This window comes from Providencia sp. PROV033, assembly GCF_028484855.1.
Classification (GTDB): Bacteria; Pseudomonadota; Gammaproteobacteria; order Enterobacterales; family Enterobacteriaceae; genus Providencia; species Providencia alcalifaciens.
In genome coordinates, this window is record NZ_JAMPSW010000067.1 from 1 (window position 1) to 22,932 (window position 22,932).

Annotated in this window: 25 protein-coding genes; 23 read left to right on the plus strand and 2 right to left on the minus strand. The window is 41.9% G+C overall.

The genetic code is table 11. The annotated features are described in order from the left end of the window. Window positions 1–304 precede the first annotated feature (304 nt). The 4 genes from potA (at window position 305) to potD (ending at window position 4,231) form a co-directional block, all read left to right on the plus strand. Window positions 305–1,414, plus strand: a complete 1,110-nt coding sequence (gene potA, locus PSF16_RS12045) for a spermidine/putrescine ABC transporter ATP-binding protein PotA (RefSeq protein ID WP_006658491.1) — start codon at window positions 305–307, stop codon at window positions 1,412–1,414. Next, on the plus strand, window positions 1,401–2,264 hold the full coding sequence (gene potB / locus PSF16_RS12050; protein WP_006658492.1) for a spermidine/putrescine ABC transporter permease PotB: 864 nt from the start codon (window positions 1,401–1,403) through the stop codon (window positions 2,262–2,264). The genes potA and potB overlap by 14 nt, the downstream gene beginning before the upstream one ends. Then, window positions 2,261–3,064, plus strand: coding sequence for a spermidine/putrescine ABC transporter permease PotC (potC, locus tag PSF16_RS12055; RefSeq protein ID WP_006658493.1), 804 nt, complete (start codon window positions 2,261–2,263; stop codon window positions 3,062–3,064). The genes potB and potC overlap by 4 nt, the downstream gene beginning before the upstream one ends. A gap of 117 nt (window positions 3,065–3,181) precedes the next feature. Continuing rightward, the gene (gene potD / locus PSF16_RS12060; protein WP_272689308.1) at window positions 3,182–4,231 is read left to right on the plus strand and encodes a spermidine/putrescine ABC transporter substrate-binding protein PotD; all 1,050 of its coding nucleotides are present in this window, start codon (window positions 3,182–3,184) and stop codon (window positions 4,229–4,231) included. A gap of 70 nt (window positions 4,232–4,301) precedes the next feature. Here potD and PSF16_RS12065 read toward each other — a convergent pair whose 3' ends face one another. After that, on the minus strand, window positions 4,302–4,859 hold the full coding sequence (locus PSF16_RS12065; protein ID WP_272689309.1) for an NADPH-dependent FMN reductase: 558 nt from the start codon (window positions 4,857–4,859) through the stop codon (window positions 4,302–4,304). 315 nt (window positions 4,860–5,174) lie between these two features. Here PSF16_RS12065 and PSF16_RS12070 point away from each other — a divergent pair, with 315 nt between their 5' ends. The 18 genes from PSF16_RS12070 to PSF16_RS12155 all read left to right on the plus strand — a co-directional run bounded on the left by PSF16_RS12070 (window position 5,175) and on the right by PSF16_RS12155 (window position 20,143). Beyond that, window positions 5,175–5,747: a TetR/AcrR family transcriptional regulator gene (locus tag PSF16_RS12070; RefSeq protein ID WP_272689310.1), complete on the plus strand. Its 573-nt coding sequence runs from the start codon at window positions 5,175–5,177 to the stop codon at window positions 5,745–5,747. Between the two features lie 42 nt (window positions 5,748–5,789). Then, window positions 5,790–6,629 carry a transcriptional regulator gene (locus PSF16_RS12075; RefSeq protein WP_272689311.1) on the plus strand — a complete coding sequence of 280 codons (840 nt, stop codon included), beginning with the start codon at window positions 5,790–5,792 and terminating at the stop codon, window positions 6,627–6,629. Then, window positions 6,629–7,147 carry a FidL-like protein gene (locus PSF16_RS12080; RefSeq protein WP_006658498.1) on the plus strand — a complete coding sequence of 173 codons (519 nt, stop codon included), beginning with the start codon at window positions 6,629–6,631 and terminating at the stop codon, window positions 7,145–7,147. Before PSF16_RS12075 ends, PSF16_RS12080 begins: the two co-directional genes overlap by 1 nt. Before the next feature lie 626 nt (window positions 7,148–7,773). Beyond that, a complete protein-coding gene (locus tag PSF16_RS12085) occupies window positions 7,774–8,052 on the plus strand; it encodes a BMC domain-containing protein (protein ID WP_004249182.1) in 279 nt (92 codons plus the stop codon). A gap of 17 nt (window positions 8,053–8,069) precedes the next feature. Then, complete coding sequence (locus PSF16_RS12090) at window positions 8,070–8,354, plus strand: BMC domain-containing protein (protein ID WP_006658500.1); 285 nt, start codon at window positions 8,070–8,072, stop codon at window positions 8,352–8,354. 15 nt (window positions 8,355–8,369) lie between these two features. Beyond that, window positions 8,370–8,648, plus strand: coding sequence for a BMC domain-containing protein (locus PSF16_RS12095; RefSeq protein WP_006658501.1), 279 nt, complete (start codon window positions 8,370–8,372; stop codon window positions 8,646–8,648). Between the two features lie 69 nt (window positions 8,649–8,717). Then, on the plus strand, window positions 8,718–10,349 hold the full coding sequence (locus PSF16_RS12100; protein WP_036963337.1) for an acetaldehyde dehydrogenase (acetylating): 1,632 nt from the start codon (window positions 8,718–8,720) through the stop codon (window positions 10,347–10,349). 25 nt (window positions 10,350–10,374) lie between these two features. After that, window positions 10,375–10,638, plus strand: a complete 264-nt coding sequence (locus tag PSF16_RS12105) for a EutN/CcmL family microcompartment protein (RefSeq protein WP_006658503.1) — start codon at window positions 10,375–10,377, stop codon at window positions 10,636–10,638. A 7-nt stretch (window positions 10,639–10,645) separates the two neighbouring features. Next, window positions 10,646–11,776: a 1-propanol dehydrogenase PduQ gene (locus PSF16_RS12110; RefSeq protein ID WP_036967521.1), complete on the plus strand. Its 1,131-nt coding sequence runs from the start codon at window positions 10,646–10,648 to the stop codon at window positions 11,774–11,776. Window positions 11,777–11,835: 59 nt separating this feature from the next. Beyond that, the gene (cutC, locus tag PSF16_RS12115) at window positions 11,836–15,267 is read left to right on the plus strand and encodes a choline trimethylamine-lyase (protein ID WP_112859995.1); all 3,432 of its coding nucleotides are present in this window, start codon (window positions 11,836–11,838) and stop codon (window positions 15,265–15,267) included. Window positions 15,268–15,351: 84 nt separating this feature from the next. Then, window positions 15,352–16,302: a choline TMA-lyase-activating enzyme gene (gene cutD / locus PSF16_RS12120; RefSeq protein ID WP_272689316.1), complete on the plus strand. Its 951-nt coding sequence runs from the start codon at window positions 15,352–15,354 to the stop codon at window positions 16,300–16,302. Window positions 16,303–16,315: 13 nt separating this feature from the next. Then, the gene (locus tag PSF16_RS12125) at window positions 16,316–16,708 is read left to right on the plus strand and encodes a BMC domain-containing protein (RefSeq protein ID WP_006658507.1); all 393 of its coding nucleotides are present in this window, start codon (window positions 16,316–16,318) and stop codon (window positions 16,706–16,708) included. After that, complete coding sequence (locus PSF16_RS12130; RefSeq protein WP_272689312.1) at window positions 16,705–17,349, plus strand: phosphate propanoyltransferase; 645 nt, start codon at window positions 16,705–16,707, stop codon at window positions 17,347–17,349. The genes PSF16_RS12125 and PSF16_RS12130 overlap by 4 nt, the downstream gene beginning before the upstream one ends. Continuing rightward, the gene (locus PSF16_RS12135; protein ID WP_272689313.1) at window positions 17,303–18,070 is read left to right on the plus strand and encodes a hypothetical protein; all 768 of its coding nucleotides are present in this window, start codon (window positions 17,303–17,305) and stop codon (window positions 18,068–18,070) included. The genes PSF16_RS12130 and PSF16_RS12135 overlap by 47 nt, the downstream gene beginning before the upstream one ends. Window positions 18,071–18,122: 52 nt before the next feature. Then, a complete protein-coding gene (locus tag PSF16_RS12140) occupies window positions 18,123–18,536 on the plus strand; it encodes a DMT family transporter (protein WP_006658510.1) in 414 nt (137 codons plus the stop codon). Between the two features lie 18 nt (window positions 18,537–18,554). After that, window positions 18,555–18,881, plus strand: a complete 327-nt coding sequence (locus tag PSF16_RS12145) for a DMT family transporter (RefSeq protein WP_006658511.1) — start codon at window positions 18,555–18,557, stop codon at window positions 18,879–18,881. 160 nt (window positions 18,882–19,041) lie between these two features. Then, window positions 19,042–19,377 carry a tRNA-binding protein gene (locus PSF16_RS12150; protein ID WP_006658512.1) on the plus strand — a complete coding sequence of 112 codons (336 nt, stop codon included), beginning with the start codon at window positions 19,042–19,044 and terminating at the stop codon, window positions 19,375–19,377. Window positions 19,378–19,447: 70 nt separating this feature from the next. Beyond that, window positions 19,448–20,143 carry a helix-turn-helix transcriptional regulator gene (locus PSF16_RS12155; RefSeq protein ID WP_272689314.1) on the plus strand — a complete coding sequence of 232 codons (696 nt, stop codon included), beginning with the start codon at window positions 19,448–19,450 and terminating at the stop codon, window positions 20,141–20,143. 2 nt (window positions 20,144–20,145) lie between these two features. On the opposite strand, the gene PSF16_RS12160 is transcribed toward PSF16_RS12155, so the two are convergent. Next, window positions 20,146–20,514, minus strand: a complete 369-nt coding sequence (locus tag PSF16_RS12160; RefSeq protein WP_272689315.1) for a DUF1992 domain-containing protein — start codon at window positions 20,512–20,514, stop codon at window positions 20,146–20,148. 456 nt (window positions 20,515–20,970) lie between these two features. Between PSF16_RS12160 and PSF16_RS12165 the strand changes: the two genes are divergently transcribed. Further along, on the plus strand, window positions 20,971–22,542 hold the full coding sequence (locus PSF16_RS12165; RefSeq protein WP_006658515.1) for an AbgT family transporter: 1,572 nt from the start codon (window positions 20,971–20,973) through the stop codon (window positions 22,540–22,542). Window positions 22,543–22,932 lie beyond the last annotated feature (390 nt).

Genomic DNA, 22,932 nt, shown 5'->3' on the forward strand with positions numbered 1-22,932 from the left:
GGTTTTATTATTTTAAGTCTTATAATGAAAAATAATAGTTAAGCGGAAAGCTATGAAAAATAGGGCAATGTCACTTATTTTCATCATAAATCGCTTTTATTTGTTTTAAATTCATAATGAAAGGCAAACAAAGTGTTGAAAATGGCTTTCAATTTTCATTAACAGTGTTTATTATGCAGCCCTTATAGTTTTATTAAAATGGCGCTACTGGTTTTGGGCTTTGCTGGGGTTCTCCTGGGGGCTTAACAGTCTTTAACGGTGGCGGTTCTATCTGCATTATTCCTAGGGATAGAGTGTATTATAAATGACTGAGACAACTTCTCTCACACCACTCGTCGAATTAAAATCTTTAAATAAAGGTTTTGATGGCAAACAAATTATTTCTGAGCTTGATCTCACCATCCGAAATGGCGAATTCTTAACCATTTTGGGACCTTCTGGTTGCGGTAAAACGACAGTTTTGCGTCTGATTGCTGGATTAGAAGATGTAGATGACGGTCAAATTATTCTTGATGGTCAGGACATTACAGATATTCCTGCGGAACAACGTTTCGTGAATACTGTTTTCCAAAGCTATGCATTATTTCCTCATATGACCGTATTTGAAAATGTCGCATTTGGCTTGCGTATGCAAAAAACGCCGAAAGCTGACATTCAAAAACGTGTGGAACAAGCCTTGCATATGGTGCAATTGGCTGATTTTGCAGAGCGTATGCCGAATCAACTTTCTGGTGGTCAACAGCAACGTGTGGCAATTGCCCGTGCAGTCGTGAATCGCCCGAAAGTACTGCTTTTGGATGAGTCCTTATCGGCGCTGGATTATAAACTGCGTAAACAGATGCAAAATGAACTGAAAGCCTTACAGCGCAAGCTCGGTATCACGTTTATTTTTGTGACCCATGACCAAGAAGAAGCACTCGCGATGTCTGACCGTATCATTGTGATGCGTGAAGGCAAAATTGAGCAGGATGGCACGCCGCGTGAAATTTACGAAGAGCCAAAAAACCTGTTTGTTGCTCAATTTATCGGTGAAATCAATATTTTTGATGCAAAAGTATTGCATCGTATTGATGAGCAAAGAATTCGTGCCAATGTTGAAGGGCATGAATGTGATATTTTTACCGATTTATCGGTCACCGAAGGTCAGCATTTAAACGTTTTACTGCGTCCCGAAGATTTACGTGTCGAAGAAGTTAACGATGCCGATAATCATCCTGGGCTGATTGGTTACGTACGAGAACGTAACTATAAGGGTATGACGTTAGACTCAGTGGTTGAGATGGAAGATGGCAAAATTATTATGGTCAGCGAGTTTTTCAACGAAGATGACCCTGATGTCGACCACTCGCTTAACCAAAAAGTTGCAGTGACTTGGGTTGAAAGCTGGGAGGTAGTTCTGGATGATCATTCGTAAGCATAAAATCTTGCAGAATGTGATTATCACCGGTGTTGTCGCTTGGCTGCTACTCTTTGTTTTTCTGCCAAATTTAATGATTATTGGTACCAGTTTCTTCACACGCAGTGATACGAATCTGGTGGATTTGGTCTTCACTTGGGACAACTATATCCGCTTGTCGGATCCGATGTATGCCCAAGTGATGCTACATTCATTAAATATGGCGTTAATCGCCACATTTTTCTGTCTTGTGATTGGCTATCCTTTTGCGTTTATTTTGGCAAGGTTGCCTAAACGCATCCAGCCGTTAATGCTGTTTCTGCTGATTGTGCCATTTTGGACTAACTCATTGATTCGAATCTATGGGTTAAAAGTCTTTTTAAGTACCAAGGGGTATTTGAATGACTTTTTACTGTGGGTTGGCATTATCGATAAGCCGCTGAAATTAATGTATACCCCAGAAGCGGTGGTATTGGGCTTAATCTATATCTTATTGCCATTTATGGTGATGCCGCTCTATTCCAGTATTGAAAAGCTGGATAAATCCTACTTAGAAGCGGCGCGAGACTTGGGCGCCAATAAATGCCAAACTTTTGTGAAGATTATTATTCCACTGACCATGCCGGGAATTATTGCGGGCTGCTTATTAGTGTTGCTGCCAGCAATGGGGCTGTTCTACGTGGCGGATTTAATGGGCGGGGCGAAAAACCTGCTGATTGGTAACGTCATTAAGAGCCAGTTCTTGAATATTCGCGATTGGCCGTTTGGGGCGGCAACCAGTATTTTCCTCACGGTGATGATGGGGCTGCTACTGTATGTGTACTACCGAGCTGCTAAGCTTTTGAATAAAAAGGCGTATGAAGAATGATCGGACGTATTTTGCGTGGTGGCTTTATGACCACCATCTACGCGTATCTTTATATTCCAATCATTATTCTGATTGTGAACTCATTCAATGAATCGCGTTTTGGGATCCAGTGGCAAGGCTTTTCGACTAAGTGGTATGAGTTACTGAGCAATAATGACAGCTTGCTTGAGGCGGCTGGGCATTCATTAACAATGGCGGTACTTTCAGCGACATTTGCGACAATTATCGGCACATTAACCGCTGTGGCACTCTTTCGTTATCGTTTTAGAGGCAAGCCTTTTGTCGGCGGAATGCTGTTTGTGGTCATGATGTCTCCTGATATTGTGATGGCAATTTCGTTGCTGGTGCTGTTTATGATCCTTGGGGTTTCATTAGGTTTTTGGTCACTGCTATTTTCACATATTACTTTCTGCCTGCCTTTTGTGGTGGTGACGGTGTACGCCAGATTGAAAGATTTTGACGTGAAAATGTTAGAAGCCGCCCGAGATCTTGGCGCTGGGGAATTTACGATTTTACGTAAAATCATCCTGCCATTAGCATTACCCGCCATTGTTGCTGGGTGGTTACTGAGCTTCACTTTATCGATGGATGACGTGGTGGTCTCTTCCTTTGTGACGGGTCCAAGTTATGAAATCTTACCGTTAAAAATTTACTCGATGGTTAAAGTGGGGGTCTCCCCTGAAGTGAATGCATTAGCAACGGTCTTGTTATTAATGTCGTTGATTTTGGTGTGCCTCAGCCAGTGGGTGATGCGCGACAAACACGGTAAAAATGCGGTGGCTAAGCCATCAAAACGTTAAGTTGTACTTGGTGGGTGCTGTCAGCACCCAATCTTTCCATGCCATCAGGCGAGAGGGTAGGCTTTAGCGAAGCCTATTAAGATAGATAAAAAGCACTTTGTTGAGGGAAAATCAGTGATGAAAAAATGGTCCTATCTGCTAGCCGCAGGTTTAATGGCTGCAAGCATTGGCACGGCAACAGCCGCTGACGATAACAAAAACGTACTGTATTTCTATAACTGGACAGAATATGTTCCCCCCGGTTTATTAGAGCAATTTACTAAAGAAACTGGCATCAAGGTGATTTACTCCACCTATGAATCAAATGAAAGCATGTACACTAAATTGAAAACCTACAAAGAAGGGGCTTACGATTTAGTGGTGCCATCGACTTATTTTATCGACAAAATGAGTAAAGAAGGCATGTTACAAAAGATTGATAAGTCACAACTGCCTAACTTTAAAAACCTCGATCCAAACCTTATCCACAGAGAGTTCGACCCAAATAACGATTACTCAGTACCTTATATTTGGGGGGCAACGGGTATCGGGATTAATGGTGATGCGGTTGATCCTAAGTCCGTCACTTCATGGGCAGATTTTTGGAAGCCGGAATACAAAAACAGCTTACTGATGATGGATGATGCCCGCGAAGTGTTCCAAGTCGCGCTGACAAAATTAGGCTATTCCGGTAATACCACTGATCCAAAACAGATCGAAGAAGCGTATAACGAGCTGCAAAAATTGCGACCAAACATTCTGGCGTTTAACTCTGACAACCCTGCGACTCCGTACATTGAAGGGGAAGTGGATGTGGGTATGCTGTGGAACGGCTCCGCATTTGTCGCGAGACAAGCAGGGTTACCGATTGAAGTTGTGTGGCCAAAAGAGGGGGGTATTTTCTGGATGGACAGCCTAGCGATTCCGGCGAATGCTAAAAACGTAGAAGGGGCTCATAAGCTTATCGACTTCTTATTACGCCCAGAAATTGCGGCACAAGTAGCGGAGTCTATTGGTTATCCGACGCCAAACTTAGAAGCGAAAAAATTACTGCCTATGGAAATCGCCAATGACCCATCTCTGTACCCATCGGAAGAGGTATTGAAAAAAGGGGAATGGCAAAGCGATGTGGGGAATACCAATATTCTGTATGAAGAGTATTTCCAAAAGCTGAAAGCAGGGCGCTAATTTCGGTTCTGTTTTGAAATGGTCAGAGGCATCACCTTGGTGATGCCTTTTTCATACATAAAATCAGTGATTAACGCGCACTATTATGGATAACAAATTTGGCAAAATTATCTGCCCAAGGTTGTAAGAAGTCCTTACTTTTTGGTGAAATATTATCGTGGTCATCAACCATGCCGTCATACCATTTTAAATAACACTCAGGTTGATTCATCGTCGGCATATTTAAAAATGCGAGGCTATTACGTAAATGCTGCTGGGCGATTGCCGTACTAATATTACCAATAGAAACGCCTAATACGCCCGCAGGAATGCCATCCCATGAGTTATCACCCCAAGGTCTTGAACCTTGGTCAATCGTATTTTTTAATACACCAGGCATTGAACGGTTATACTCAGGTGTGGCGAAAATAATACCGTCAGACGCTTTTATTTGGCTCTTAAAATTAGCCACTACCGCAGGAACATTTTGGTCGGCTTCTTGGTTATAGAGAGGTAAATCGGCAATGTTGATAAATTTAAAGGTGAAATTAGATGGGAATAATTTAGTGATGGCTTTAGCGACTTTTAGATTGTAAGAGTCAGCACGTAAACTACCGACAACCACACCGATATTATACTGATTGGACATAATCAAAACCTCTTCTTATGTTGTGAAAATACAATGAATTCGCATATTTTCTTTGGAATAGGAATATCTTTAATAATTTAGCATAATAAAATTCACTAAAGCTAAATTAAGTTAAATTTAATTTTGCCAATGATAAACCGTCGATAATTCATTACAGTATTTGTTTATATTTTAAAATTAACTTTATGTTTTTTAACGATTAAACAGAAATACTGTGAAGTTAATTACACTATTCATATTTAATTCCTCTCAATATTCTCTTCATTGATACGAGTCAAAATAGAACATACCGACCAGTCGGTATTATTCATCCCCATGAACACACTCGCGCATCCAAGAAAAAAAGATCCAATCAAACGACAAGAAGAGCTGCTAAACGCAGCTAGGGTAATCGCTGGTCGAGAAGGTATTGCAGCGCTTTCACTCAATGCGGTTGCCAGAGAAGCCGGTGTGAGCAAAGGGGGACTGATGCATCATTTCCCCAGTAAACAAGAACTGATTCATGCTTTGTTTATCCAGCTATTAGACATTATGGATGTGCGTATTGCCGCCATTATGGCGAATGATTCTGATCCTTATGGGCGATTTTCTCGCGCCTATTTGCACTATGTTGGCGAGCTAAAAGACTCCGATGAAAGTTTTCAGCTCGCACTTTTATCATTGGCGATGCCGACAGAACCTGTTTTGCGGAAATGCTGGCGTGATTGGATGATAGGGCATTTAGCCCAAGGTGATGCGTTTGATAATGGCTATTTGGGGGCTTTAGTGCGCTATGCCGCCGATGGATTGTGGCTATCCGCGTTAACGGAAGGTCCTACATTATCACGTCAAGAGCGTGATGCAATCATTCAACGGTTAACCCAAATTTCATTTGAAGAGATGCATTAGTTTTCCAAGGGAAAGTACGTCTAAAAATAGAATGAGGCGATAATGAAATATAAGATCAATGCCTTCATTATTTATGATGCCGTTGATGGCACTTTATCTTTAAAAAAAGATGAGGTGGATACTCAGTTATCCATCACTGCAAATGCCCTGTTATTCTATCTGATCCAAAAAAAAGGCATCGTTTCCCGTGATGAAGTGCTTAAAGCTATTTGGGATGATAATGGACTAGTGTCTTCAAATAGTAATTTAAACCAATACATTAGCTTGCTTAGAAAAACGTTTCGACAATACGGCATTGAAAATATCATTGTCACCGTCGCGCGTGGGCGATTAGAGTTTAACTCTGAGGTTTTGTTGGAAGTACTTGATGAAGAAACGCTCAATACGACCCACTTGTTAAATAGCTTAAGTCAAATACAAAAAGCGGAAGTGATGCTGGCTCCCTCCTCAGAAACTAAACCTACCGAATCGCCTTCAGATCCATTACCTCATGCAATATCAAAACAAAAACGGGAAATTTGTTGGTATTTAGCCAGTGCCGCTTTTTTGTGTTGCGCCATTTTGTTGGCGACGATGAGCTATTTTTCATCTCAGCCTTCTGCTCCCATGATTTTGCCAACATTAGAACACGCCAGCTGTGATGTGTTATCGAATGAGAAAATGATCAACGGTGTTGTTGCAGATAACTATGTTCAAAACTTTGATAAAGTTAGAAAAAATTTAAATCTCGTATGTAATGATAAAGAGCGTTTTGTCTTCTTCTACGGGGACAAATTACAAAAAAATGGGTTGGGTAGGGTCTTTCTTGCCCACTGTGCGGCGAATGAATCTAATCCATTTAGTTATTGTGATAATTATTTTTATTATTCTTGGAAGCCATAATGAAAATATCCGGAAAATTATTATGTGTCTTGAGTGCGCTAATTTTTACAGGTGTGGTGATTTATACCCAATCGGTTGTGCTATCCAATAAAAATTCCGGTGAAATGGCATGTTCAACGAAAGGCATTATGCGCTTTGAAAATATGAAGGATGAAAACGTTAACGGGAATATTCACTTTAATTTTGGTGCAAATGGCGAAGGCTCAATTGTTGTTGAGGGCTATACGACGTCCAGTGCAGGATGGCTTTATTTACAACGATATGTGAAATTTAAATACACCAGCAAACGCATTTCGCCGACTGAGCGGCACTATAATATTAGCCACTGGGAAGCCAGTGCTTCCTCGATTGATGAATCCCCCGATGTGATTTTCGATTATTTTATGCGAGAAATGTCTGATAGCCATGATGGCTTATTTATTAATGCCCAAAAACTCAATGATAAAGCACTGCTTTTGAGTTCGATTAATTCCCCCCTGTTTATCTGCACGCCTAAGTTAGGTAGCAAGTTTAATTGATAACCTACGTAGCTAGGGTGCTTATCTACACATTTCCCCTCATCGGTTTACCACACCATTTTCTCTAACACGCTGCGACAGTTTTTACTGCACGAATAACAACGTTACTGCATGACATGGAGTGTTAACATCCAGCCACACGTTGTGGAATACAGTGATTCTCCCGTTCATCTTCTGTTCTTAGCCCCTATTTACCATTGACCCCTGGTCCCCGCGTGAGGCAAACCACACTTATTATTGACCAAATTACCTTCTAGCATCAGCTCAATCATATCTTGTTAACAATCTCCTCAATAAACCCACCAAGTGTATTTATCGCTTTTTTTTCTTACCGGACTGAAACGTGAATTTTCTCATTTTTCAGCATGGACGTGTGAATTTTTAAGCTAGCAATTATGAGTTGTAGTTTTTTATTCTAATTATCTTCATGTCATGGATTTATATTTTGTTTTATTTTTTGGGGATTATAGTGATTTTGAAGCCAAAAGCTGCGTTCAATTAATCACCACGCAGACTCAATTGGCATAAATGTTTACTCACAGTTAAGAGGCATCAGCATTTTGGGGAATGGCTCTTAGGCGCTGGGAGTAAAGAAAAACGTAACGGCTTCCTTGGAGGAAACAACAATGGGTGATGCATTAGGACTTATTGAAACAAAAGGTTTGGTGGCTTGTATCGAAGCAGCTGATGCGATGTGCAAAGCCGCTAACGTCGAGCTTATCGGCTATGAAAACGTGGGTTCTGGTCTCGTGACTGCCATGGTGAAAGGTGATGTTGGCGCAGTAAAAGCGGCAGTCGATTCAGGTGTTGAATCAGCACAGCGTGTTGGTGAAGTGGTGACGTCGTTAGTCATCGCCCGTCCACATAACGATATCAACAAAATTGTGATTAAGCATAAAGCATAGCGTTTTCGGGGGAAATCATGGGTGATGCATTAGGTCTTATTGAAACACAAGGATTAGTTGCTTGTATTGAAGCCGCTGATGCGATGTGCAAAGCCGCAAATGTGGTGTTGATTGGCTATGAAAATGTGGGCTCTGGGTTAGTCACCGCCATGGTGAAAGGGGATGTTGGTGCGGTGAAAGCAGCCGTTGATTCTGGCGTTGAATCTGCATCTCGCATTGGCACGGTAGTGACCTCTCTGGTTATTGCCCGTCCACATAGCGACATCCAGAAAATTGTCTCTCAGTATAAAGTCGCAGAATAAATAGGAAATTTACTTATGAAAGAAGCTCTTGGCTTAATTGAAACCAAAGGTTTAGTGGCATGTATTGAAGCTGCTGATGCCATGTGCAAAGCCGCCAATGTTGAATTAATCGGCTATGAAAATGTGGGTTCAGGGCTTGTGACTGCCATGGTCAAAGGCGATGTGGGCGCAGTTAACGCAGCGGTTGAGTCTGGTGTAGAAGCGGCGAAACGTGTCGGTACAGTGGTTACGTCTCGAGTGATCGCAAGACCACATAATGATATCGGCAAAATCGCGCAGCAACACAAAGCTTAATCATTAGAAGCATTAGAAAAAACAACAAATTAGTAAGTTTAATCTTTTGACTCCGGTACGGGGGAAGACATGGTTGCATTAGATAAAGATCTGCAATCCAGACAACTGGCAAGAGAGCTAGTTAGAAATGCGAAACAAGCGCAAAAAACCTTTGCGACTTTTTCGCAGGAGAAAATTGACAGTATTGTTAAACACATTGCAACAGAATCTGCGCGCCATGCAGAAGAGTTAGCAAAAATGGCGAACGAAGAAACAGGCTTTGGGAAGTGGCAAGATAAAGTCCTGAAAAACACGTTTGCATCAGTGCGTGTGTATGAACATATTAAAGATCTGAAAACAGTTGGCATCATTAATGATGACAAAATCAATAAAGTGATGGATGTGGGGGTTCCGTTAGGGGTGATCACGGCACTGGTGCCTTCGACCAACCCAACGTCAACCATTATCTATAAAACATTGATTGCCTTGAAAGCGGGTAATGCCATCGTCTTCTCCCCTCATCCTAACGCGAAAGCGTGTAGCTTCAGAACTCTGGACATTGTTAAAAAAGCCGCTCTGGAAGCTGGCGCGCCAGCGGGCATCGTAGATGGTGTCACCATGCTGACATTGGAAGCGACAAAAGAATTAATGCACAGCAAAGACGTTTCGTTAATTCTGGCAACGGGTGGTGAAGGCATGGTACGTGCTGCTTATGCATCGGGCACACCCACAATCAGTGGCGGTCCGGGTAACGGTCCTGCTTTCATTGAACGTAGTGCTGATATCAAAAAAGCCGTCAGTGACATTATTACCAGTAAAACCTTTGATAACGGTGTGATTTGCGCATCTGAGCAATCCATCATTGTTGAACGTTGCATTTACAACGATGTTCACCGCGAGTTATTAGCTCAAGGTGCTTACTTCATGAATGAAGATGAAGCAAAACGGATGGCTTCAATGCTGCTCAGAGCGAATGGCACCATTAACCCTGATGTCGTGGGGAAAGATGCGATTACGCTGAGTCAACGTGCAGGTTTTAGTGTTCCAGCTAATACGAGAGTATTAATTGCATTACAAGATACTGTCTCACCGAAAAATCCGTATTCACGCGAAAAACTGTGCCCAATCTTAGGGATGTACGTTGAAGAAGATTGGCGCTCTGCATGCCACCGCGTTGTCGATTTGCTGACAAATGAAGGCTTGGGGCACACGCTGGTGATCCACACGCAAAATGAAGATGTTATTCGTCAGTTTTCCCTCGAAAAACCCGTAAACCGTATTTTGATTAATACCCCAGCGGCATTAGGTGGTATTGGGGCAACCACCAATATTACGCCAGCGCTGACATTAGGATGTGGGGCGATTGGAGGAGGTTCAAGTTCTGACAACGTCGGTCCAATGAATTTACTCAACATTCGTAAAGTCGGTTATGGCGTCCGTTCTATTGATGATTTGAGACAACCAGCACCGGTGAACACGCCAGCGTATTCAACATCGCCAGTAACTCATGGATGTCAGTCGTCGGTCAGTATTCTGGACGATGATCGTTTCCGTCAGTCGCAACCAGCAAAAATTCAAGGTCATTCAAGCGCTACGGATAACCGGTTTGCTAACACGGTGAGTCATGCAGATATCGCTGAAGCGGTTGCGACTCATGGCGATATCACGGAAGAGAATGTTGAGCAGATTATTAAGGCCGTTCTCGGACGCCTAAATAAGTAATTCATTGAGATAAGGCGGGTAAATCATGATTTTGGCAAAGGTAATTGGACATGTTGTCGCAACGCAGAAATGCCAAGAGCTAAGTGGTAGTAACTTACTGATGATCACGGCACTTGGCGATGATCTGAATCCGTTGAAGGATAAAACGTTTGTTGCGGTGGACAGTGTTGGCGCAGGGATTAATGACCTTGTTTTGGCGGAAGAGTATTTCGCTTTGAACAAAGACAAATACAAAGCCATGTCCGTGGTTGCCATTGTTGAAAAAGTGTATCGAGACGGCAGGGAGTAAATAACGCATGAACCAGTTTTTCATTAAGCCAAGAGTGCAATTCGGTGCAAACGCTTTGGATTATTTATCTCAAGTGAATGCCCAGCACGCGTTTATCGTGACCGATAAAGCGATGGTGAAATTCGGGTTAGCCGATGAAGTGATTCGTCGATTAACCCAGCAAGGTATCTCATTTTCTTTGTACGATGATGTGGTGCCAGATCCAGAAATTTCATCCATCGTGAAGGGTATGAAAATCATGGATAGCCAATACCCAGATTTAGTGATTGCACTGGGTGGTGGCTCGGTTATTGATGCTGCGAAAGCGGTTATTTACTCCTTATGGCATACCCGCCAAGACAGTCATAGAACCAAACCTCATTTTGTGGCAATCCCCACAACCAGTGGAACGGGTTCTGAAGTCACGGCTTTTTCGGTGATTAAGTCTCACTCAGAAAAACTGGTATTGGTTGATGAGTTTATGTTGCCCGATGTGGCAATTTTAGACCCTGTATTAGTGAAATCTGTTCCTGCCGCTATCACCGCAGATACGGGAATGGATGTGTTATGTCATGCCATAGAAGCGTATGTGTCACGCAGTGCTTCTGATTTTTCAGATGCACTTGCAGAAAAAGCCGTTCAGTTAGTTTTTGCTCACCTCATTGATTGCTATCGCGACGGCAGCAACTTAGTGGCTCGTGAAAAAATGCATAACGCATCGTGTATTGCGGGAATGGCATTTACCAATGCATCTCTTGGGATCACCCACAGCTTAGCGCATGCACTAGGTGGTGTGTTTCATATTCCTCATGGTCGTGCCAACGCAATATTGATGGCGCAAGTGGTGGCATTTAACGCAGGACTGGAAGGCTGTTGTGAAACGACTGCGGCTAAGCGTTATGCCGAATTAGCGCAAAAACTTAATTTACCAGCATCGAACGTACGTGAAGGTGTTGAGAGCTTAATCATGGCAATCAACGTACTGAAAGATGAAATGAATATGCCGAAAGGCATCCACGCGACAGGCGTCAATGAAACTGATTTTAATGCCCGTTTAGGGGAAATGGTTGGACAAGCATTGCGCGATAGTTGCACTCCGACTAATCCACGGGACGTAAATGAAAAGCAGATAGAAGCACTGTACAGACAGTCTTTTTAATAGTTAACGCTTTTTATGTGATGAATAACGAACGAGAAAGAACATCAGGAGAGGCTAACATGGCCAAATATGCTTTGACCCCACGAGTAAAAACACTGGCTGAACGTTTAAGTGCTCGTAATTGCTCAATCATTACCGAACGTGCCAACATTCTTGAAACCGTGAGAAACCAACTGACGGGTGCACCACAAGCGATTAAACCCGCTCAACAGTTTTATGAATTTATTCGTCATTTCCCTGCGTTTATCGCACAAGATGAATTGATCATTGGTAGCCAGTCTTCAACGCCGCGTGGTGCTATTTTTCATACGGAAGACGAAGTGCACAGCCAGAGTATTTATGAGTTTTTAGCCGGTGATAGTGCCATTGCCGCTCCCGATTATTTAGTTGTGTTAAATGTGGGATTCGCCGAAATTAAAAACCAGCTGGAAAATCGCGTCAGAAATATTGGTAGTGCGGTCAGTCGTAACAGTATTGATGAGGCAAATAATTGCCGTGCGGCGATTTATGCCTGTGATGCTGCTATCCATTTTGCCCAATCTTTAGCGTTAAGAGCTGAAAATCTCGCGTCAACAGAGGCGAATTCATATCGTCGTGCTGAGCTGCAAGAGAGTGCAGAAGTATTACGCCAAGTACCCGCAAAACCCGCGCAAACCTTTAAAGAAGCTTGCCAAGCATTCTACTTATTACAACTGATTTTGCATTTAGAAAATGGCAGCTATGCCATCAATCCAATGGGTTTTGACAAAGCGGTTTATCCATTCTACCAACGCGACATTGAGCAAGGTCGCTTAACGCCACAACAGGCTTATGAGATTGTTGAAAGTCTATGGTTGAAACTGGCTGAATTGTCGGAAGTCCGTGCAACTCGCGCGATGGATGGTTATCCGATGTTTGATGCGCTTAAAGGCGGTATCTATCTTAATGATCCGCAAGTTTGCATCAACGAACTTTCCGCGATGATGCTTTCGGCTCATGAAAATATCAGCGCAATTAATGCTGGATTAAAAGTCCGTTTATATTGCGGTCAAGCAAGTACGCAGCCTCAATATTCTGCGGCTTCAGCGAGTTATGTCGCACCAACGGCTCAACAAGATAATGAATTCAAAGTGATGGAAGGGTTAACGCCGCGCTTACAGCGTTTGCGTAACCGTTATCTAGAAGCGCGTCCAAGCGTGTCTATCTATCGCGCATTAGCCTTTACGGAAGTGGTAAAGAATAATCCAGGTTTACCGCCGATTTTGTTGCGTGCAAAAGCGTTCCGTCGTGCGTGTGAAACCGCACCTATCTTGATTCAACCTGAAGAGCTGATTGTCGGTCACCCATGCGGTAAAGCCCGCGCTGGGGCATTTTCTCCTGATATCGCATGGCGCTGGGTGGTAGACGAACTCGATACAATGAGCACTCGCCCACAAGATCCATTTGTGATCTCTGAAGAAGATAAAAAAGTGATTCGTGAAGAAATCGCGCCATTTTGGGAAGGTCGTTCTCTGGATGAAATTTGTGAAGCGCAATACCGTGAAGCGGGGGTTTGGGAATTCAGCGGCGAAACCTTTGTGAGTGACTTGTCCTATCACCAAATCAATGGCGGCGGCGATACTTGCCCAGGTTATGACGTATTACTTTTCACTAAAGGCATGAATGGCATTAAAGCGGATGCTCAGGCAAGACTGGCTGAGTTAAGCATGCAAAATCCAGAGGACATCGACCGCATCTATTTCTATAAAGCCTCGATTGAAACCTGTGAGGGTGTGGTGGCTTATGCGCATCGTATCGCTGAACATGCTCGTGAACTGGCTTCTCAAGAGACAGATCAGAAACGTCGTGAAGAGTTACTGACAATTGCTCAAGTGAACGAAAATGTCCCAGCGAACCCACCAAAAACATTGCAAGAAGCGCTGCAAAGTATTTGGACTGTGGAATCCTTGTTTGAAATTGAAGAAAACCAAACTGGATTGTCATTAGGTCGTTTAGACCAATACTGTTTCCCAATGTATGAAAGCGATATTCAATCGGGTCGTTTAACCCAAGACCAAGCACTGGAAATGATGCAGGCGTTTATCATCAAATGTGCGGAATTAATGTGGATGTCCAGTGAGCTGGGTGCTAAATATTTCGCTGGATATCAGCCGTTTATCAATTTAACTGTGGGTGGTCAAAAACGCTCGGGTGGTGATGCATGTAACGATTTAACGTACTTAATTATGGATGCAGTCCGTTTCGTTAAAGTTTATCAGCCATCATTAGCATGCCGTATTCACAACCAATCTCCGCAAAAATATATGGAAAAAATCGTAGATGTGGTGAAAGCCGGTATGGGCTTCCCTGCCTGCCACTTTGACGATTCCCATATCAAAATGATGCTACGTAAAGGCTTTGATTTCGAAGATGCGCGCGACTATTGCTTAATGGGTTGCGTGGAACCACAAAAATCAGGTCGAATTTATCAGTGGACATCAACGGGTTACACACAATGGCCTATTGCGATTGAATTTGTTCTGAATCGTGGTCGGATGGTGCTGTTTGATAGCCACCAAGGCTTAGATACCGGGGATCTGCGTAACCTGAAAACCTTTGAAGATTTCGATAACGCGGTGAAAGCGCAAATTGCCCATATTGTTCGCCTATCTGCGATTGGTACGGTCATCAGTCAGCGTGTTCACCGTGATGTCGCGCCAAAGCCATTGATGTCTTTGCTGGTGGAAGGCTGTATGGAGAAAGGGAAAGATGTTGCGGCGGGTGGTGCAATGATTAACCACGGCCCAGGGCTGATTTTCTCTGGTCTAGCAACTTACGTTGACTCAATGGCGGCTATTCGCAAAGTGGTTTATGAAGAGGGTCGCTATACCTTAGAGCAAGTGCGCGATGGCCTGCTTGCCAACTTTGAAGGTTATGAAGAGTTACGTCGTGATTGCCTGAATGCACCTAAGTTCGGTAATGATGACAACTATGTTGACCAATATGCTTTAGACATTACTGAATGGACTGAACGTGAGTGTCGTAAATACGACATGCTGTATTCCACATTGAGTCACGGCACATTATCCATTTCTAACAACACACCGATTGGCGAGTTAACTGCCGCGACTGCGAATGGTCGTTTGGCGTGGATGCCGCTGTCAGATGGGATTAGCCCAACTCAAGGGGCGGATAAACAAGGACCAACGGCAATTATTAAATCTATCAGTAAGATGAACGTGGAAACGATGAATATCGGGATGGTGCATAACTTTAAGTTCTTAAAAGGCTTATTGGATACGCCAGAAGGCCGCAATGGATTAATCACCTTGTTAAGAACGGCATCCATTTTGGGTAACGGTCAAATGCAGTTCAGCTACGTTGATAACGAAATGCTGAAAAAAGCACAGCAAGAACCTGAGAAATATCGTGACTTAATCGTTCGTGTTGCTGGTTACAGTGCTTACTTCGTTGAATTGTGTAAAGAGGTTCAGGACGAAATCATTAGCCGTACCGTGATTGAGAAGTTCTAAACCCAATCTGGGTGGGGATAGATAGCTATTCCCTACCCATCATAATAAAAACAATAAGTTTGAAACTGTTTTGGAGATGCAATGATGAACACAGCGGCAGAAATCAGAGGGCGGATATTTAATATCCAGAAATACTCAATTTATGACGGTGATGGTATTCGTACCCTGATTTTTCTCAAAGGATGCAATATTCGTTGCCCTTGGTGCGCTAACCCTGAAGGGCTCAGTAGCCAATTTCAAGTGATGTTTTCCCACGACAAATGTGTGGGATGTGGGAAATGTGTGGATGTCTGCCCGACAGGTATCCATTACATGACAACCAATGAACAAGGGGAAGCTGTCCATCGCGTGAATCGCAGTATTGACTGCATTGGCTGCCGTAAATGTGAGGAAGTGTGCATTTCTGATGCATTAGACATTATGGGAAAAGATGTCGCGGTTTCTGAAATGATGGACATCATTATGCAGGATTACGATTTTTATATTTCCTCTGGCGGTGGTGTCACGATTGGTGGCGGTGAAATGAGTTTACAGACTGACTTTGCTGTGGAACTTCTGCGTGAATGTAAAAAGATGATGATCAATACAGCCGTTGAAACTCAAGGAACAACGTCACTCGCCAATTATGAAAGGTTAGCCGAAGTTGTCGACCTATTCTTGTTCGATGTGAAGCATATCGATACCGTTGAGCATAAAAACTTGTTTGGTATTGGTAATGAAAATGTGCGCCGTAATCTCGAAAGATTAATGGAGTTGGGGGCAAATGTGGTGATGCGTATGCCTTTAGTTCGCGGATACAACGACTCTTTTGATGCCATAACTGGCGCAATTGAGTACGCCATGGAATTGTCGAAACGCGGTAATTTAAATCGAATTGATATCTTACCTTATCACCAGCTTGGCCGTGGGAAATACGACAAGCTCGATATGATTTATCCCATCAAGAAAGATCCAACCTACAGCGTTGAAGAGTTAGATCAATTAGAGGCTTTCTTTAAAACATTCGATTTTGATATTCAACTGGTTCGTCACTAAGTAGGAGAGAAAGATGAAAAGTTTAGGTGTCATTGAGACTTACGGACTGACATCGGCAATACAAGCTGCCGATGCGGCATGTAAAGCGGCAAGTGTTGAGATTGTTGGTTATCGTAAAATTGGTTCTGGCTTAGTTTCTGTCTGTTTTCAAGGGGAAATTAGTGCAGTAAGAACAGCGGTTGATCATGGTGCATCGGTTGTCAGCCATCAAAATTTATTAAAAGGTACGCTAGTGATTGCTCGCCCTGAGGAGAGTGTGATCACTCAACTGTTATCTGCCAAGAATACCGCGAGTGAAATTGAGCAATGTCGTGAAGCGTCAGTGCGTGAGTCTTCTGTCGAAACGCTAGAAAATCATGTTGTTGTAGAGCCAAAAGCGGAAGTTCGTAAAGGGAAGAAATCATGATAAACCAGCAGCTAATGGGGAAAATTCTGTCTCGCTTAGCCGTGCCAAACTCTGCTGCAATAATGGAGAGTCCTATCGCTATTTCGGTGGGCGTTTCTAACCGTCATGTTCATCTTTCGCAAGAGGACGTCACCGTTCTTTTTGGTGAAGGTTATCAACTCACGCCATTTAAAGATTTGAAACAACCGGGACAATTTGCGGCAAAAGAGTGTGTGATGGTGGTTGGACCTAAAGGGTCGATCAGTAAAGTGCGAGTATTAGGACCAACAAGACCCAAAACTCAGCTTGAGGTCTCGAAAGCCGATTGTTTTGCGCTTGGCATTAAAGCACCAGTGCGTGAGTCTGGGGATCTAAATGAGTCAGGAAATGCGCTGTTAATTGGTCCGGCTGGGTACGTTAATCTCTCGGAACAGGTGATTTGTGCCCAACGCCATATTCACATGAACCTGATGGATGCTCGCGCGCTCAATGTCGTTAATGGACAGCGGGTATGTGTGCGCACTGAGGGTGAGCGTAGCCTCGTATTTGATGAAGTTGTTATTCGAGTCGATGCACGATTTTCTCTGGAATTTCATATTGATACAGATGAAGCGAATGCAGCAGGGTTACGCAATAATGACAGTGTTTTTGTTGTCAGCTAAATACTTAGCGAACGGTGGCAAGATGAACGAAAAAATAATTGAGCAGATAGTGTCACAGGTACTGCAACAGCTGAAACAGCGAGTATTAGTGGTATTGTCCCCTAGCCAAGCTTATCAACAGGCGGTGTATCAACGTTTATTGTCGTTATCCTCGATGTCTTTTTCTTTCTATGCCACCAAGGAAATGTTAACGCAATCGACAGGAAACCAATCGACAGGGAACCAATGGAAAGAAATCGGACAACAATTTGATATTAATACCTTTAGTGTAGACAAGCTGGCTGAATTCCATTGTGTGTTTTTACCTTTTCTGGGAAGTAAGGTCGTTAGTGACGTTGTGAATGGATTATCCGTTAGCGAAGAAAGTGAAATTATCTTACATGCACTCTCTCAAAATATTCCTATTTTGGCGCTGAAATATCATTGTTGTCCTGATAGTGATTTAAACCAGATATTAGGTTTGAATAAAAATGAACAGTATAACGACCTAATTAAAGAGAATATAAATAAGGCTATCTCATTAGGTATTCAATTCGATACATTTAATAATATTGAAAATAAAATACTCATTAGAAATGATGAGGCATCGAGTGAAAATAAAGTTAATCAGAATCGCTATATTACTTTGAACGAAGTAATGAATGACCCAAAGGAATACTCTCTAAATAAAAGTAAATTAACAGATTCAGCAATAGATTATTTAAAGTCTCTAAAAAAATAGATTTCATTTCAATTTAATATTTTAAACGTCTATCTATGTAGGAGTATTATCTATGTCTTCTAAAGCAAAATCATGGCTTTGGATGCTGGCGGTGATTATTTCTGAAACCTCAGCAACATCCACATTGAAAATGTTCGATAATAGTGAAGGAACAACCAAATCATTATTATTAGGTCTGATAGTGATTCTGTATGTTATTTGTTATTACTCTCTTTCTCGCGCAGTGAAATATATTCCAGTTGGATTAGCATATGCCACTTGGTCAGGCACGGGCATTTTAATGGTTTCTACCTTAGGTATGCTTTTTTATGGGCAGCATCCCGATATGGCGGCAATTATCGGAATGGGGGTCATTGCGTCTGGCATCGTGATTATGAACTTGTTTTCTAAGATGGGGGCTGATGAGGCTGAACCAGCTGAAAATTCAGAAGCGTCACTGTCTTCAACTAACAACGTCGCTCATTAATAAGAAGAGAGGAATAGTATGTTTACTGGATTTTTATGGTTGGCATTATCGATTGGTTCGGAGATTACAGGGACATCGATGATCAAAAAAACCAACAGCTTTAGTAAATTAGGTCCATCCATTTTAGTGATTGTGGCTTACTGTTTGTGCTATTTTGCGTTAACTCGTGCAATGGGATATATCCCTGTGGGTGTTGCGTACTCTTTATGGTGTGGGTTTGGTATTGTTGGTGTAACGTTAGTTTCGATGATTTTATATAAGCAGAAACCCGATGTGCCTGCTGTCTTCGCGATGGGATTAATTATCTCTGGCGGTATTATTATGAACACCTTCTCAACGATGTAATCTTCGGTTTTATCTCTCGTATACCCATTGATTATTGCCTGTTTTTTCAGGTGATAATCAATGACGGTTTCACAACATAAAATGAATGTTTAACGCTAAGAGTCATTGTCTATCCTATGCTAATTTAACGTATGACTATCGTTTAATTTAGGAATGAGATATGCAAATTATTGAGTGGGATGACTTTACGAAAGTTGAAATGCGTATTGGCACCATTATTCGTGCGGAAGTGAACAGTAAAGCGAAGAAGCCCGCTTATGTCATGGATGTGGATTTAGGAGAATTAGGCATTAAACGCTCAAGTGCACAAATTACGGTGCATTACACCCCCGAAAGTTTAATTGGAAAACAGGTTTTATGTGTGTGTAATTTTGAAGTTAAACGTATTGCCGGCATAAAATCTGAAGTGTTAATTACGGGAGCACCAGATGAAACAGGGGCGATTGTATTAGCGGAATTTAATTTACCCGTGCCGAATGGTTCTCGTCTTGCTTAAGCCGTAAGGCTGCATTTTCTTGATTAAAACCGTTATACTCCTACTGTATGCCACCCAGTAGGAGCTCACCTTGTTATTACCTGAACTGCATTATCGCCAATATTCTCAAGAGGTTATTTCTCATCAACATTATGGGCAATGGCAGGTGGTATTTGCCGTATCTGGCGCGATGGAAATCAATATGCATCGCCAACACTGGCTATTGAATGCGGGTCAGGGGGTGGTGATCCCTCCGAGTGAGAGTCATGCCTTTAGTGGGCAAAAAGGTAATCAAAACTATGTATTGGAAATGCCAGCAACAGCACAGTGGGCATTAAGTGAGCGAATGACCCACTTCGCGCTCACGCCTGCTGCGATAGGGTTATTGAATTGGTTACAGCATTTTCCTCAAGCACCTGAACAGAACTTTGCCGTCGCACGTCTATTATTAGCCCAGTTAACGCCTGAAAATCGTTGGATTGATGAATTGACTCACTGGATTGAATTACGTCTGCATTTACCCATAAGCTGCGAGGATATTGCCTCTGCATTTTATATGTCTGTCAGTACATTACAGCGTAAAATGAAAGCAGAGACTGGGGGCACAGTCATGCAGTTTCTATTACAAAAACGGATGGAAGCTGCTGGAAGTTTATTATTAACTAATCAAACCATTGAGCACGTTGCCACTCTTGTCGGGTACGATTCCCATTCAGCGTTTAGCCACGCATTCCGTAAATTTTACGGTAAAACACCGTTGGAATATCGCCTAAAATCCCTGATGTGACGTTATTTAGACTCTAAATGCTGCGAAATTGTCACGGAGTACTCTCCGTATAAAAAATCGGTGTTGATATTGGCTTGTTTGAGTTTTAACTCAAGTAATGCCAGCTGTTTGTTGATAGCCACATAATTAGGGTCATCGGTAGAGAGTTGCTGCAACATATGGCATAAATTGAGCGCTTCTTTTTTCTGCTGTAATTCAGCAGGTAGATACCCTGAATTTTTGAGAATACGATATCCCGCCCTTAATTCCTCAGGAACGAGGCTATCATCATCAAGCTGCAAAGGCTTACCCTCACCATTGAGATTGGATAATTCTCCCTTGTTTAAGGCGTCTTGAATATGGCGCTCGGCCCAAAGATCAATTACAGACATGCTTGTTCGCTCTGTTGTCAATAAGCATGAATTATAACGTTGATTAGTATGAATGAGAAACGCACATTAATCTGGCTAATGGTTTTTTTATAGTGGGTAAATGACACAGATTTTGAGGTATTGTAAAAATGTGCATTAGACAAATTAAATGAAATAAAACCGACTAAATTTGATACTTTGATAGTATTAAATAATAAAAAATAGCACATTAATATTATTAAAATGTTAACTTGACCACATTTTTTATATTTACTGATATTTAATTTTTATAAAATTTGATTATTACATAAATAAAATTTAACAAAATTAATGCTGTTATTTTATTATCCATCTAGTAATTATTAGTTTATGTATTCAAATTGTATCAAATTTGTTGGTTTGAAATTGTGTATTTGTGATTAGGTGAAGCAAAAAATATTGTGTAATGTCCATTTCTCTTGTTTATAAGGAGAAAATATGGAGCAAAAAAAACAAGAGGGTAGCCGTTTTTTACGTACGGTTGAGTGGTTGGGTAATGCCTTGCCACACCCTGTCATTCTATTCATTATCTTAATTGGGATTTTATTAGTCTCTTCAGCAGTCGGTCAGTATTTTGGTATTAGTGTTCCTGATCCTCGTCCTGAAGGCGCGAAAGGTCGCGCTGAAGACGGAATCATTCACATTGTGAGTTTATTAGATGCTGAGGGTATTCGTAAAATTCTCTCCAATGTCGTGACCAACTTTACCGGATTTGCTCCATTAGGTACGGTATTAGTGGCATTGTTAGGTGTGGGGATTGCGGAACGTGCAGGTCTATTATCCGCTGCAATGCGTCTAATTGTGATTAAAGCGCCTCGCAAATTAACGACTGTTGCAATTGTGTTTGCTGGAATCATGTCGAATACTGCCGCAGAGTTGGGATATGTGGTGCTGATTCCTCTTGCCGCAATTATTTTCCATTCATTAGGTCGCCATCCACTTGCAGGGTTGGCAGCGGCATTCGCTGGCGTATCCGGTGGGTATTCCGCAAACTTATTGTTAGGAACAGTTGATCCGTTATTGTCTGGGATCACACAGCAAGCCGCACGAATTATAGACCCGACGTATATCGTCGGTGCAGAAGCGAACTGGTATTTTATGTTCGCCAGTACGTTCTTGATTACTATTTTGGGTTACTTCATCACCGAAAAAATTGTTGAGCCACAGTTAGGTCCCTATCAGGGCGGTGGTGTTGATGAAGATGAAGATAAGCTCAGAGCTTCAGCTGAAGTGACGCCGCTTGAGAAAAAAGCGTTGTTCTGGGCATCGGTGACTTTCTGGGGGTTAGCGGCAGTATTAGCCTTAATGGTGGTGCCGGAAAGTGGAATTTTACGTAATCAAGAAACTGGGTTAGTGAGTAATTCACCTTTCTTAAAAGCGATTGTGGTGTTTATCTTTATTTTCTTTGCGGTTCCAGGGATTGTTTACGGCTATATTGCAAAAACCATGCGCAGTGATAAAGATGTGGTTGATGCGATGGCAAGCGCAATGAGCACCTTGGGTCTCTATTTAGTCATCATTTTCTTTGCAGCACAGTTCGTTGCATTCTTTGGATGGACAAATATTGGGCAAGTTATTGCGGTCAAAGGCGCTAATTTCTTAAATAGCATTGACCTACACGGTGGAATATTATTTGTTGGCTTTATTCTGATATGCGCCTTTATTAACTTGATGATCGGATCAGCTTCTGCTCAATGGGCGGTGACTGCGCCGATATTTGTTCCGATGTTAATGTTGGCAGGCTATTCCCCTGAAACTATCCAAGCTGCATATCGTATTGGTGATTCTGTGACAAACATTATTACGCCAATGATGAGTTATTTTGGATTGATTATGGCAATCGTTGTCAAATATAAGAAAGATGCTGGAATTGGTACCTTAGTTTCAATGATGTTGCCATACTCCATTATTTTCTTTATTGGATGGTCACTGTTCTTTATTGTCTGGGTATTTATTTTGGGGCTGCCAGTAGGACCAGGTTCACCAATTTATTTCACGCCGGGCAGTTAGTTTCATTATTAAACGATTAGGTTGTAAGGGTAAATAGCTTTCTATTTACCCTTTTTTACTTCTATTGATCTATGTATTTATAAGTAGTTATAAAATGACCATCATTAGATGGCTTGTTTGGTAGGTTATTATTGGTTTATTGATTTTATTGTATTAAATATTTGTTGTTATTTCATTATTACCCTAAAGTTAAATGAGAAATTAAATTTATTTGCATGATTACGTCAAGAATAGACTTGTTCTCAAGTTTGTTTTTATTTATGTATTATTTTAAATAAAAATAAGGGTGATTAATATGTATAGAATGACAATTTCCGCAAAATTATTCCTTGCATTTTTTTTTACTTTATTATTCATGTTTCCTATTTTTTGTTATTTGGTCATTTTTCA